The organism is Sinomicrobium halophytocola, assembly GCF_052983395.1.
Genome location: NZ_JBRKIT010000011.1, coordinates 458,110 through 471,811, shown reverse-complemented (window position 1 = coordinate 471,811; position 13,702 = coordinate 458,110). Strand labels below are relative to the sequence as shown.

General features: G+C 42.1%; 14 protein-coding genes. 2 read left to right on the top strand and 12 right to left on the bottom strand.

The window, feature by feature from the left end; genetic code table 11:
• Positions 1–14: 14 nt before the first annotated feature.
• From ACVBDY_RS03970 to ACVBDY_RS03930, 9 genes are all read right to left on the bottom strand, one after another.
• Complete coding sequence (locus tag ACVBDY_RS03970) at positions 15–587, bottom strand: Crp/Fnr family transcriptional regulator (RefSeq protein ID WP_447174170.1); 573 nt, start codon at positions 585–587, stop codon at positions 15–17.
• A gap of 30 nt (positions 588–617) precedes the next feature.
• Complete coding sequence (locus ACVBDY_RS03965) at positions 618–1,316, bottom strand: DUF3307 domain-containing protein (RefSeq protein WP_447174169.1); 699 nt, start codon at positions 1,314–1,316, stop codon at positions 618–620.
• A gap of 83 nt (positions 1,317–1,399) precedes the next feature.
• Positions 1,400–2,026, bottom strand: a complete 627-nt coding sequence (locus ACVBDY_RS03960; RefSeq protein WP_447174168.1) for a transcriptional regulator — start codon at positions 2,024–2,026, stop codon at positions 1,400–1,402.
• A 133-nt stretch (positions 2,027–2,159) separates the two neighbouring features.
• A complete protein-coding gene (locus ACVBDY_RS03955; protein WP_447174167.1) occupies positions 2,160–2,708 on the bottom strand; it encodes an acyl-CoA thioesterase in 549 nt (182 codons plus the stop codon).
• A 2-nt stretch (positions 2,709–2,710) separates the two neighbouring features.
• Positions 2,711–3,079 carry a 6-phosphogluconate dehydrogenase gene (locus tag ACVBDY_RS03950; protein ID WP_447174166.1) on the bottom strand — a complete coding sequence of 123 codons (369 nt, stop codon included), beginning with the start codon at positions 3,077–3,079 and terminating at the stop codon, positions 2,711–2,713.
• A 27-nt stretch (positions 3,080–3,106) separates the two neighbouring features.
• On the bottom strand, positions 3,107–4,435 hold the full coding sequence (locus ACVBDY_RS03945) for a DNA recombination protein RmuC (RefSeq protein ID WP_447174165.1): 1,329 nt from the start codon (positions 4,433–4,435) through the stop codon (positions 3,107–3,109).
• Positions 4,436–4,537: 102 nt separating this feature from the next.
• Positions 4,538–5,341, bottom strand: coding sequence for an ABC transporter ATP-binding protein (locus tag ACVBDY_RS03940; protein ID WP_447174164.1), 804 nt, complete (start codon positions 5,339–5,341; stop codon positions 4,538–4,540).
• A gap of 23 nt (positions 5,342–5,364) precedes the next feature.
• Complete coding sequence (locus ACVBDY_RS03935) at positions 5,365–6,387, bottom strand: FecCD family ABC transporter permease (RefSeq protein WP_447174163.1); 1,023 nt, start codon at positions 6,385–6,387, stop codon at positions 5,365–5,367.
• A gap of 14 nt (positions 6,388–6,401) precedes the next feature.
• Positions 6,402–7,538, bottom strand: a complete 1,137-nt coding sequence (locus ACVBDY_RS03930; RefSeq protein WP_447174162.1) for an ABC transporter substrate-binding protein — start codon at positions 7,536–7,538, stop codon at positions 6,402–6,404.
• Positions 7,539–7,808: 270 nt separating this feature from the next.
• On the opposite strand from ACVBDY_RS03930, the gene ACVBDY_RS03925 reads away from it, so the two are divergent.
• A complete protein-coding gene (locus tag ACVBDY_RS03925) occupies positions 7,809–9,746 on the top strand; it encodes a M1 family metallopeptidase (RefSeq protein ID WP_447174375.1) in 1,938 nt (645 codons plus the stop codon).
• 60 nt (positions 9,747–9,806) lie between these two features.
• Here ACVBDY_RS03925 and ACVBDY_RS03920 read toward each other — a convergent pair whose 3' ends face one another.
• Genes ACVBDY_RS03920 through ACVBDY_RS03910 form a run of 3 tightly spaced genes read right to left on the bottom strand, consistent with a single transcriptional unit; the run spans position 9,807 to position 11,858 of the window.
• Positions 9,807–10,394: an RsmD family RNA methyltransferase gene (locus ACVBDY_RS03920; RefSeq protein ID WP_447174161.1), complete on the bottom strand. Its 588-nt coding sequence runs from the start codon at positions 10,392–10,394 to the stop codon at positions 9,807–9,809.
• Positions 10,395–10,396: 2 nt separating this feature from the next.
• On the bottom strand, positions 10,397–11,230 hold the full coding sequence (locus ACVBDY_RS03915) for a DUF3822 family protein (protein WP_447174160.1): 834 nt from the start codon (positions 11,228–11,230) through the stop codon (positions 10,397–10,399).
• Positions 11,208–11,858 (bottom strand): hypothetical protein, encoded by a 651-nt coding sequence (locus tag ACVBDY_RS03910; RefSeq protein WP_447174159.1) that lies wholly within the window; start codon positions 11,856–11,858, stop codon positions 11,208–11,210. Before ACVBDY_RS03910 ends, ACVBDY_RS03915 begins: the two co-directional genes overlap by 23 nt.
• Before the next feature lie 385 nt (positions 11,859–12,243).
• Here ACVBDY_RS03910 and ACVBDY_RS03905 point away from each other — a divergent pair, with 385 nt between their 5' ends.
• On the top strand, positions 12,244–13,671 hold the full coding sequence (locus ACVBDY_RS03905; protein ID WP_447174374.1) for an ATP-dependent DNA helicase: 1,428 nt from the start codon (positions 12,244–12,246) through the stop codon (positions 13,669–13,671).
• The last annotated feature ends 31 nt before the right edge of the window (positions 13,672–13,702 follow it).

Here is a 13,702-nt window from a genome sequence, read left to right as displayed (position 1 = left end):
GTTGATTTTGGAATTTATTTTAATTTTTTTCGTATCCTGCTCAATTGCGTAGGAGTAATACCCAGGTGGGAAGCAATATGTAATTTTGGGATGCGGCGGTCTATATCCGGATGTTTTTCCAGTAGTTTCACATAACGGTCGGTGGCATTTTCCATGACAAAGGATATTTCCCTTTGTTCCTTTTCAATGATCCAGTTTTTTTCGATATAGGCGATATAGAAATTTCGGATATCCTCTTTTTCCCGGATAAGTTTGCGGTAACCTTCATATTCGATGTCTAATAGTACGGAGTCTTCCAGGGCTTCAATGGTGAAGTAGGAGGGAGAATTTTGAAGTAACGAAGCTTTGGAAGCTGCAAAATTTCCTTCCATAAAGAGGTTCTTATTGTACACGTTGCCGTCCGGATCTGTAAAATATATTCGCATGGCACCTTGGCAAATAAAATGAAGGTACCTTGCTATCTGCCCTTGACGGAGTAGTATTTCTCCTTTCTCTATATTCCGGAACCCGGTTATGGACTTTAGCAATGACCAGGAATCATCGCTTATAGAATTGTAACATTCCATTACTGTTCTCAATTCTTGCATGTATTTATCCTGGTCTGTCATAAGGTGCGATCAGTATAGTGAAGAACACAATATGGCGACAACAATGGCCGTCCCGAAACTGAGCAAGGTACCGATGAGAATATATTCGGTGAGTTTTCGGTCTTTGGCCTGGGTAAGGTCGCTGAAACGGAATATGGATTTGGCCGCGATAAGAAATCCTACGCCTTCCCAATGCCCGGTTACAATAAAAATAAATACGAGCAATCGCTCCAGTATGCCAATATACTTTCCGGCATTTTCCAGGGAATCGTCTTTTTCCATATCTGTTTTCGGTGTATAAACAGATATGGTTATCTTAATGAGGATGGATGTCGGAAATGTGAGGAACAGTCCGCCGGTAAGCAATAGTAATTGGTTTTGGGACAAGGAAAATGCGGGGACTGTGCCCTGCATTAAACACCATACGATAAAAATGACCAGAAGATGTAACAACTGGTCTATATAGAAAAGTAGTCTTTTGGTTTTTGGGGTCTGCAATAACAGTTTGGCCGCATCTATAAAAAAATGGGTAAGGCCTATGATAAGCGGAGCATACCAGAATTTGGTATCCCATAAAAAAATAAGGGTAAGCAGGGCGTGCAGTACAGCATGTATATATAACTTTCCTGAAGCGAGTTTCTTTTCTTCTTTTTCTTTGACCCAACGGTCGTTTTGCAAAATAAAATCGCCGATGAGGTGTGCTAATAAAAGTTTTAATAAGAGTACCATGGTGCAGAAAAGTTTTCAGTGTTTGGTTTTCGGGCTTTGGAGGTATGCAAAATATGGTTTCGTTGTTCGGGATATATCAATTATTACCCGGGGGCGTGTTCTATGTAGTCGACCTTAAGCCTGTACATACGGTCCAGGGCTATGATCTCATCCAGATAAGCCCTCTTTTGCCGTTCGCTAACAGTGTTTTGTTTAATATTTATAAGATCTCCTAGTTCCTGTTGGGAAATTTTCGGATTGTCAATGGTCAGTTTTACAATTTCGGCGGAGTTTGGGGTCCAGTTGTCCATGGCTATAAGCCCGAGACGGAAATACAGGTTTAAGTCCTCGTCTATAGTATGTATTCCGGTTTTTATGGCCAGGTTTTTCTTTTCTTTTTTTAAGGTTTCAAACAATTCTCCCGAAAAAATAAAAGCTCCTCCGTTGGATTCGGAGATCGTGGCCGCTTCGTGGGTCTTGCTCCCTATTCCTATCGCCATCCGTACGTCGAGGCCCTTGATTTCTTTCAGGCTGGCTTTGATGTAAACCGCTGTTTGAAAAGCATTGTAGTAATCCTGTATTTCTACCTGAAAACTATCGCCCCGGAATATTTCCCAATATTTAGGAGCCACAGATACATGAGATAAGGTTTCCTTTAATACGGAAAGCCATTGTACGGTAGAAAGAGCCTCGCGGGAATTGATAATATCTCCGGTAATAACACTGGTCATGTAACAAATATCTATTAAAAAAGCGATATTTACAAATATCGCTTTTAAAAACGATTTATTTGTTTATCGTCTATTTAAGCGATATTCAATTTTATCGTGTAATTAAACGATATTGTTGTCGTGAAAAAGGAGACTAGTCAATGATATCTATTCTGATTTTATATTTTTTAGAGATATCTGCCGTGCTTGTAGTAAGATGTACGGTAGAGGCATGCGCCTGTCTTTCTTTGCGCAGTTCTATACGTTTGATGCTTTTGTGAATACGGTGTAATTCTTTTTCCGAACGTATAATAAGGCCCGGAACATTTACATTTTTACCATTATCGTCTTTGGCTACCATAGTAAAGTAGGAAGAATTACAATGTTTTACGGCACCGGTTTGTATATTCTCCGCCTCAACCCGTATGCCCACTATCATGGAAGAATTTCCTGTGAAATTGATAGAAGCTTTCATGGTTACCAGTTCTCCTACCTCTATGGGCATCAGAAAATCTACCGTGTCTACGGAAGCAGTTACACAATAGGCCCCGGAGTGTTTGGAAGCACATGCAAAAGCGATCTGGTCCAGAAGAGAAAGAATGTATCCTCCATGTATTTTACCACTGAAATTGGTATGAGAAGGCAGCATCAGTTCCGAAATAGTGACTTCCGATTCTGCAACGGTCTTAAAAAGCGTAGTCATATTTAAAATTTTCTTTGATGGGGGGAAGGTTCTTCTACTACGTTGGTTACGAAATATTTGGTATCGCCTAGCCAGAAAAAGGTGGTCATACGTTCTACATAATCTACTTTAACATAGCGCCCCTGGAGTTCTTTGAGGTCTTCTATTACCTTTTTATCTCTGGGCAACACGGAAAAGCTGAATATCTGTGCTCCGGATATTCCCTGGCTGATTTCGCCTTCCCAGGTCTTTACCATAACCCCTTTGTGGCTTATTTTAATCAATTCTCCCGAACGCACCCCTGTACTGTAAGGCACAAAATAGATAAAGGCATAGTAAATGAGAAACAAAGCTACAACGGATAGCAGGATAATGATAGCGGCTTTTTTCATATACAGATAGATAAAGTTTTGTTGGTATTATTCGTCTTCTTCGTTTTCACCGGCGCGCTTTACAACGGCTTCAGGGAGTGATTTTTTGGCTTTGGCTCCCATTTTTTTTAGCTTTTCGATACTGGTAATGATATTGCCCCGGCCCTCAAAAAGTTTGCTCATAGCCCCTTTATACTCGGTTTTGGCCTCGTCCATTTTTTTACCCACTTTGGTCAGGTCCGTTATGAACCCTTCAAATTTATCGTAAAGGGCTCCTGCCTGCCTGGCTATATCTATGGCGTTGCGTTGTTGCTTTTCATTATTCCACATCGTGTCTATGGTCCGCAATGTTGCGAGCAGGGTGGAAGGGGTGACAATGACGATGTTTTTGTCAAAAGCCTTATTGTATAATGAATTGTCCTGGTTAATCGCGATGGCAAAAGCGGGTTCAATCGGAATGAACATAAGCACGAAATCCGGACTTTCCATTTCATAGAGATCTTCATATTTTTTTCCGGAAAGTTGCTCTATATGTCGTTTTATGGAGTTGACATGTTCTTTCATAAAGAGCTCTTTTTGCTCTTCTTCCGCATTTACAAAACGTTCGTAAGCGGTAAGGGATACCTTGGAGTCTATTACCATTTTCTTACCGTCCGGCAGGTGTATAATAACGTCCGGGAGTACCCTGGAACCGTCTTCTTTGGTAAAACTCTGTTGTATTTCGTACTCACGTCCTTTTTCCAGCCCACTTTTTTCGAGTACGCGTTCTAGTACCAGTTCGCCCCAGTTTCCCTGCATTTTGCTGTCCCCTTTCAGCGCCCTGGTAAGGTTTTCCGCTTCCTGGGTGATTTTCAGGTTCTGGCTTTGCAGGTTTAACAATTGTTCTCTCAGTGCCGAATGTATACTTATATTTTCTTTCTGGCTTTCTTCTACCTTTTTTTCGAAGAGCATGATCTTTTCCTGCAAGGGAGAGAGTATATTTTTTATATTCTCCTTGTTTTGCTGGGTGAATTTATTACTTTTTTCATCCAGTATTTTATTTGCAAGGTTCTCGAATTCCCGTGTGAATTTTTCCTGGAGTTTTTCTACTTCTTCCTTTTGTTCTTCGTTCTTTTGCCGGAGGTTTTCCAGCTCTGCTTCCCTTCTGGCAAGTTGAAGCCCCGTAGCTTCCTTGTCGCGTTGAATATCTGCCTTTTCCGCATGCAGTTTCTCCATATCACCACGTAGCCCGTTTATTGCCGATTGCAATTGGTTTTCCCTCTCGGCCCAGGTACTGGTGCGGGTTTTAGATTTTAGCCCCTGTATGTATATACCTGCAAATACACCCACAACAACGGATATGACAGCTACGGTAAAGAGGAGGAGACTTTCAGTCATTTATATGGCTATTTTTTTGATGGGTATTTATTTTCCAAAGATAGAATTTTTTAATTTACACCGTTAAGCCTGTTATGGCTTATTTAAAAAACAATATGCTTGTTATTTTATACGGAAAGTCCCGGTGTTCCGGTCAAATTCAATAAGATCGGGAGGGAAGAGACGTTGAAAACTACCTTTTTCTATCAGTTGGCAGGGCGTGCCGAAATCTGCCTGGTTTTTTGTCATAACCAGCATTTTATCACACAATTGTATGGAGAGGTCTATTTCGTGTGAAGAATAAAGAATGCTCTTCCGGGTCTGATGCGCCAGGTCTTTTAGAAGTTTGAGAATATGAGTTTTGTGATAAACATCGAGGTGAGTGGTGGGCTCATCCAGGATAATTACCGGGGTATCCTGTGCTATGGCCCGGGCTATCATAACTTTTTGCAGTTGTCCGTCACTCAGTGCGTAGCATTTCTGATGCTGTATATTTTCAAGGTCGAGCAGAGTGATGGCTTCTTTTATTTTAAGGGAGTCCCTTTTGGTCAGGTTGCCTATCCAGTTTGTATAGGGTTGCCTGCCCAGAGCTATGGTTTCGGCAACCGTAAGATTCCTGGAAGGCAGCTGTTCAGTGAGTACCAGGCTTATTTTCCGTGCGAGTGCGGTGTGGGTATATCGGCCCAGAGATTTTTGCTCCAGTATTATATCCCCGGAAAGAGCAGGTTGTATTCCGGAGAGTGTTCGTAACAAGGTAGATTTTCCTATTCCGTTTGCGCCTATAATCCCGGTCAGTTCCCCCAGATCCAGGCTAAACGAGATATCCCGGGCTATTTCGGAAACCTGTTTTCCAGACGTATAGCCGACTGACAGTTTTTCTGCCCGGAGAACTGTGTTCTTAGCTTTGGATGTAATGTTTTCTGTCATGAGGACTTTTCTTATTCCTTCCGTTAAAAGATCATTTTTCGTTTGCGTACCAAAAGCCATACGACCACCGGTGCTCCAACAATAGAGGTAATGGCATTGATTGGCAAGGTATGTTCGTTGGCTGGCCACTGTGCTATGGCATCGCATACCAGCATTAAAACCGCTCCGTAAAGAATAACAGCCGGTAATAATATGCGGTGATTGGTGGTATTAAAAACCTGTCGCGTAAGGTGCGGCACTGCAAGCCCTATAAATGCTATGGGCCCGGCAAAAGCGGTAATCCCCCCTGCCAGGATGCTGGTAGCCGCTATGATCAAAAGCCTGCTTCGCCGGATGTCGGTCCCCATACTTCTGGCGTAATTCTCTCCGAGTAAAAGGGAATTCAGGCTTTTGAGAGATAATACGCTCATTATAATTCCGCCCAAAACCAGTATGGAAAGTAATAAAAGCTCATTCCACCCGGTATTTCCCAGGCTTCCGAAAGACCAGAATATATATTGTTGCAGCTTTTCCGCGCTGCTGAAATAAGACAATACGCTCACTACCGCGGAGGTTATGCTGCCAAACATTAGACCTATGATGAGAATTGCCATCGTATCCCTTACTTTTAAAGATACGGAGATTACGGCAAGAAGTACCAAAAAGCTTCCGGAAGTGGCGGCTATGGCAAAAGACACGCTGCTCAGAAAAAAGGAGATACCCAGGGTGGAGGCCCCCATGATAAGAAGTGCTACACCCAAACTCGCTCCGGAACTGATACCCAGCACAAATGGCCCTGCAAGGGGATTGCGGAACAGGGTTTGCATAAGAAGTCCGCTTACAGCAAGACCGGACCCCGTGAGTACAGCCATAATAGCTTTTGGCACCCTGTAATTCAAAATAATGTAATCCCATGCCTGTTTCTCTGTTTCTCCGTTGAACAGCACGGATACGATCTGGCTGAAAGGAATACGGACCGACCCCAGGCTGATGTTTACAAAGAAACACAGAACAAGGAGTAAACCGAATAATATAAAAGGGATCTTATATGATTTTACCGGGTTCAAACTATTTACTTGTTTTATTTGTCCAGAGGTTTAAAAAAGAAAGGTTCATATTCCGGAAGTTTCTCCGGGTGAAAGATGTGAATGAGGTCTTTCAGGATAATATCCGGGCGATTGGGACCCAATTCGAAATACAGCATTCCCCCTCCGGCGCCCTTGGTTTTACTGTAGGTATATATCGTTTTCTTCCGGAAAGGCCTGAATTCTCCGTAGTGTGGATTGGTTGCTTTGAGCTCTTCATATCCTGTAAACAAGGTAGGGGATATCCAAAAATCAGCTTCGGCAGCTTTGTCCAGGACACTTTCGAAATTAAGGAACAGGCTTCCCGTATCGTCTGTATCTTCCCAGAGATAATTTCCTCCGGCATCCTTTATGAATTGTGCGGCCCAGCTTTTCCCCCCGGGAAGTATCCACACGTCTTTATGCATGGCGCCGCTTAGTACAGTGGGTTTTTTCTTAATATCCCCGGCCAGTTTTTTGGCATGGAGATATTCGCTTTCGATGTGGGTAAAAATACTGTCTGCCCGGGATTCTTTACCGAAGAAAGGGGCGAAGAATTTGATCCATTCGGCTTTGCCCAACGGGGATCCTTCTACCCAGTCCCCGTTAAAAACAACGGGAATCCCGGACTTTTTTATGGTTTCGTAAGCCTTATTACTACCGTTGAGTGCAAATCCGACAACTACATCGGGTTGCAGGTCTATGAGTACTTCTGTATTGATACTTTCGTTATTTCCCAGTTCCTTTATGTGGCCGTTATCCACATTTTTCCGGGTCTTTTCGGATGAGATGTACCGGATAGCCGGGAATCCGGTGAGAAGGTCTTCCGTCCCAAGGGCTTCCAGGGCAGGAATATGTGTTGTGGAAGTTACCACGATGCTCTGCACAGGGATTTCTACCTGTACATCATAATCTATACTATCCGGAACAGATTTGCCTTTTTCCGTCAGTATATAGGTGAAACTTTCGTCGGAATCCGGCCAGGGAGCAGTTACTTTTATCCGGGTATAGGTGTCAAAACGGGTAACCTGGAACCCCTTGGCGTAGTTCACCCGGATTTCCGTACCCTCTTTGTCGGAAACCTGTGGTTTTTCCCTTTTACAGGCAAACAGGCACAAGGATAACAGAATGGTTGTAGTAAAGGTTCGAATCATACTTCAAAAGTAAGATAAATTATGCAATGCGTGTAATTAGGGTAGGCGGGGTGAATAGTTCGGAAACAAAAGGGTTTAAAATGAAAAAAGGGAATTAAAAATTGTGTGTCTGCAACTGAAAGCAATAGAAGTTAAAAGGAGACCTCCGAAAAATTATCTTTGCTGAGTTAACCCTTTGTTAAATCTTCTAGGGACACTCCGAATGTTTGTGTATTTTAGCGCGAAAGTTTCTAATTAACGAAAATAATCACTTAAACCACAAACGAAATGATGAAACATTTAATGGAAAAAGTCCTGGTGGTTATTGCTTTCTTCTCTGTCAGTGCATATGCACAGGAAGCCGATGGCAATAACCAGGGACTGTTTGACGAATTTATGTATAACCGGGGCAATACTTACCGCTCTGCTTCCGGTGTCCCCGGCCCGGAATACTGGCAGAATGGTGCCGATTATAAAATTGAAGCGGAACTGGATGATGAGGCCAATTACCTGAAAGGAAAGATCACCATCACATATCACAATAACAGTCCGGAGCCTTTGGACTTTATCTGGCTTCAAATGGATCAGAATCGTTTTATGGAGGATTCCAGGGGAACTTTAACCACTCCTATCGAAGGGAACAGGTATTCCGGAGATGTAGACGGCGGATATAAAGTATCGGATGTAACAGCCAAAGCCGGACGCAGGGGAAAAGCATCTTCCGAATATATCATTACGGATACCCGTATGCAGGTGTTCTTTAACGAACCGATTCCTGCAAAAGGGGGAGAAGCCACCGTATCGATGAACTTCGAGTTCAAAATACCGGAAAAAGGTATGGACAGAATGGGTCGTCTTAATATGAATAAAGGTGTTGTTTATTCCCTGGCACAATGGTACCCGAGAGTAGCTGTTTTTGACGATATCAAAGGATGGAATGTGGAACCTTATCTCGGTGCCGGTGAATTCTACCTGGAATATGGCGATTTCGATTATAAAGTTACCGTTCCTTACGATCATATCGTGGTAGGATCGGGAGCGTTGGTGAATGCCGGTGATGTGCTGACCAAAGAACAGCAGAACCGGATGAAAAAGGCTTCCGAAAGTGATGAAACCGTTTATATTATTACCCCGGATGAAGTAGGAAATACTTCAACTACCCGGCCTAAACAAGATGGTAAGATCACCTGGCATTTTAAAATGGAAAATGCGAGGGATATTGCTTTTGCAAGTTCGAAAGCATTCATATGGGACGCTGCACGTATCAATTTGCCGAGTGGAAAGAAAGCCATGGCGCAATCGGTATACACAGATGAGAGCGATGGAGAGATGGCCTGGACACGTTCTACCGAATACACCAAAGCTTCCATTGAACACTATTCCAAAATGTGGCATGAATACCCATATCCCGTGGCTGTAAACGTTGCTTCAAACGTTGGCGGTATGGAATATCCGGGAATCGTTTTCTGCGGCTATAAGGCAAAGACCGCCGGACTATGGGGAGTTACCGATCACGAATTCGGTCATATTTGGTTCCCGATGATCGTGGGTAGCAACGAAAGACGTTATGCATGGATGGATGAAGGGTTCAATACCTTTATCAACCACTACAGTACAGAGGCCTTTAACAATGGCGAATATCCTTCCAGATTAGAAGCCCGTAGGTTGGTTGGCTGGCTTACGGACAAAGGGCGGGAGAGCATTTCTACCTACCCGGATGTCGCACAGAGCCATAACCTGGGTATGGTTGCTTATTACAAGCCTGCCATAGGATTAAAAATACTCAGGGAATACATCCTAGGGCATGAACGTTTTGACAATGCATTCCGGGCTTATATCAAAGCCTGGGCCTACAAACACCCACAACCATCAGACTTTTTTAATACCATAGAGAATGTTGCCGGTGAGAACCTGAACTGGTTCTGGAAGGGTTGGTTCTACGGTAATGAGAACATAGACCTTTCGTTAGATGGTGTTCGTCCTGTAGATGGGGGATACCTCCTTAATTTCGGTAACAGGGGAGATCTGCCAATGCCGGTAGTTTTTGAAGTTATTTATGCGGACGGAAGTAAGGAAAGAAAGATACTTCCTGTTGAAGTGTGGCAGCGTGGGGCGGCATGGACCCACCTGCTGAAAGCGGATAAAGAAATAAAGAAAATAGAGATAGACCCGGATAAAGAACTTCCGGATGTAAATATCTCCAACAATAGCTGGCCGTCCGAATTTTAGGATCGGAAAGGCGATTAAGAAAAACCGCGGAACTTTTTAATGTTCCGCGGTTTTTTTATGTTATTTTTTTGTAACTTGATCTTCGGTTTCTTCTTCTTCTTCCTGCTCATCCGGCCATTCAAAAAAACTGAATACACAATTCCCGTATTTCTTTTCAAAGCTGAAATGAGGAAGGTGTTCCATTTTGGTGAATTTGGAGTGCTCCACAATAAGAAAACCACCTTCTTCCAGGAGGTCATTAGCAAAGACGAGATCAGGTATCCGGGCGAATTCTTCCTGGGCCATTTCATAAGGAGGATCGGCAAAAACGATATCCGTTTTGGTACGTGCCCTGTCCAGAAAACGGAATACATCACTTTTAACGGCACGTATGGGGAAATCAAGTTCCCGGGATGTTTTCTGTATAAACTGCACACAGCCCGGATGGGCATCTACACTGGAAACGGCCTGGCATCCGCGACTGGCAAATTCATAACTGATATTGCCTGTGCCTGCAAAAAGGTCAAGAACAGTAATTTCCTGCAGGTAAAAATGATTTTCAAGAATGTTGAAAAGTGCTTCTTTTGCAAAATCTGTTGTGGGACGGACAGGTAGTTTCTTCGGAGCCATTAACCGCTTCCCTTTGTATTTTCCTGAGATAATGCGCATTTTTAAAACGAGTTTACGGAGATAAACTCCTTGTGGGGCTCCAATAGTTCTATCCCTCCCGCCAGTTGATAGCGACAATGATTATCCCCGAAATGTACGTTTCTTATATAGGTGTATGTCATAGTGTACAAAGCATCGCCTTCATGAATTTCACCGAGAAGGTAGAGTGGAAATTCATCCGGATTGAGGTCCAGTTGTTCGGCAGTGAACAGGATATAATAAATAAAATCTTCTTTGTTGCCGTATGTAAATGTATTGTATAACAGTAATTTTCCGTCCCGAAGCACCACGATCTCAAAATGCTCTTTTTCCACATGAACATACATCTTTGTACCCTTTTCTCCGGAATTATCCTGTAGTAAGGTTTCTACGAGGATACTGGAAAAATGACGGTATTCGAATTCTCCGAAACAGTCAAAAATATAGTTGTTTATGTTGACAAACGGAATATAAACATTCATAAGTCCTAAAGAACCGATGTCGTCATAAGTCATAAAATCCGTCTCAAATATCTTGACATTGAGTTTCAGGTATTCGGAGAGGTCTTTATTGCTGAAAAGTGGTTTCGGTACAAACGTCGACAGGTTGTTATTATGGATTACATATACTTTTTTAAAAGGCTGATTGAGTACTTCAAGTTCCCCGAATAGCTTTTCCGTTTCCTGAAGCATTATTTGAGGGGTTACTGTCTCAGGAAAATAATGATGTTCCAGTGAAAAAATGGTTTTGCTCAAACCATCCAGTATACAAAAAGAAAGTCCACTCAAGCTTACCTGAATGGACAATTCGTTATAATTGGTTGTAGTATATGTACTAATCTTTCTTTTTTGAGTCATATATCATTGGCCAGTTACCTGTTGTTTTCACTTCGTCCATAGAACCTACAATTATTTCCGGTCCGTTTACATCATCTACGGATATAACTTGTTTTTCTCTGGCTACAAGATCTTTAGGTTGGTCGTGGAGTATGACATCCTTGTCTACTTTCGCTTCGAAAACCGAAGCCTGGAACCCACTTCTGCTGATAGTACCTGCTTTCATGGTAAACTGCTCGTTGTTGGCAGCATAAGGTATGTTCATCAGGGTCTTATAACTATCGGAATTCTTAAACAGCGAATCTTTTACCGTAACAAAACCCAAGGTGTCAATAATTTTTGCCTCTTTGGGCATATCTATCCTATATACCGGATCGTACTCTACCCAACTGGTGTCCCTTTGTTGTGTAATAGCGAACTCAGCAGTGTCTACAAATTTAATGAGACTGTTAAAATCTTTGGCGAATTTGCCTGTAACGGTCCTGTATGCTTCCTGGGCGTCCCTTATTTCCTTTAGTTTATTAATAACCTTGGCATAGCGTTCTTTTTTCACTTTGTCAAATTCAATAGGATCACTAACTGACCTGTAAATTTTGTAGGCGAAAAAAATACTCAGGAGCCATAAAGCAATTTGTATCGCTGTTTTCATTTTAATCTATTTGATTTTAGTTTAAAGAGGTTTTAGGCAAAACTACAATTTTTTTTTATTCAGAAAAGTTTTTCCCATTAAAAATGAGATTGACTTTCCAAAGTTGGATATTATATCGGAAAGATGCAAAAATTATTCCTTTTTTCTGAACTTTCTTAAAAATAAGTTGCTGCGCATATTGAAGTCTTGCAATATTTATCTTTTCCTTATGGGAAAATATGAAAAGATTCCTGTTCTTTTTTAAGGTATGAGAATAAAAAATCAGTTCCCTTCCCGGTTTGTACCTCATGTGTACAACGAGTATGAAATATTAAGAGAACCTGTCTGTGCAGTGGTCTGGTTAATCGTAAATCAATTTGTACTTTTGGCAAAAGAAGCGGCTTTTATGGATGCACCTTTATTTTACAGAACTTTAATAAAAACATTCCCACATACGCCTACGCTGAAGCAGGAAATGGCTCTCCAACAATTATCGGAGTATATTTTTTCGGTTTCGGACGATAAAATATTCCTTTTAAAGGGATATGCCGGAACTGGAAAGACGACCATAATAGGAGCATTGGTAGAGAATATGCGCGGTAATTTCAAAAAAAACGTTCTCCTGGCACCTACGGGCCGGGCCGCGAAAGTTATCACTTCTTATGCCGGTGCCAGTGCTTTTACTATTCATAAAAAAATATATTTTCCCAAGAAAGAAAAGGGAGGTGGGGTCAAATTTGTCCTGCAGCCGAATAAGCACAGAGATACCTTGTTTATTGTAGACGAAGCTTCTATGATACCCGATTTGCCGGGAGATTCCAAACTGTTTGAGAACGGTTCTCTTCTGGATGATCTCATGTATTATGTTTATTCTGGGCATAACTGTAAACTGATGCTTATAGGAGACACCGCACAGTTACCTCCCGTTAACCTGGATGTAAGCCCTGCTCTGGACGAAAATACGCTCTCCTTACATTATAATAAGGAAGTGAACAAGGTAGAATTGGATGAAGTGGTCCGGCAACAACTGCATTCCGGAATATTATACAATGCTACCAATATACGGGAATGCCTTGCCGGAGACAGTGTTTTCGAATTCAGGTTTGAACTGAACGATTTTAAGGATATTGTGAGACTTACCGACGGTTACGAAATACAAAATGCCATAGACGAGGCATACGGCAATAAGGGGAAAGAAGAAACAGCTATCATCGTAAGGTCCAATAAAAGGGCCAACCTGTATAACCAGCAGATTAGAAACAGGATACTTTTTCTTGACAACGAACTTGCCACAGGAGATTATCTCATGGTGGTCAAAAACAATTATTTCTGGGTGAAAGCCACAAGCGAAGCCGGATTTATTGCTAACGGGGATATTATAGAAGTACTGGAAATATTCGGCATAAAAGAACTTTACGGTTTTAAATTTGCCGAAGTAAAGGTCCGTATGGTCGATTATCCGGATATGCCTCCACTGGAAACCGTGTTGTTACTCGACACTATTCATGCGGAAACCCCATCGTTGTCTTATGAAGATGCCAACAGGCTCTACCAGGAAGTCATGCTTGATTATGAAGAGGAAACATCCAAATATAAAAAATTCCTGAAGGTCAAGAACAATAAATATTTCAACGCCCTGCAGGTTAAATTTTCCTATGCCATTACCTGTCACAAAAGCCAGGGGGGACAATGGGATACCGTTTTTATAGAACAGCCGTATCTTCCGGACGGTATTAATCGCGATTATCTTCGATGGTTATATACGGGCGTGACCCGTGCAAAGAACAAGCTATATCTCATCGGTTTTAAAGATGATTTTTTTGTAGAAGGATGATTTCTTATTTTTGAGATAAGGTAAAGGCAAA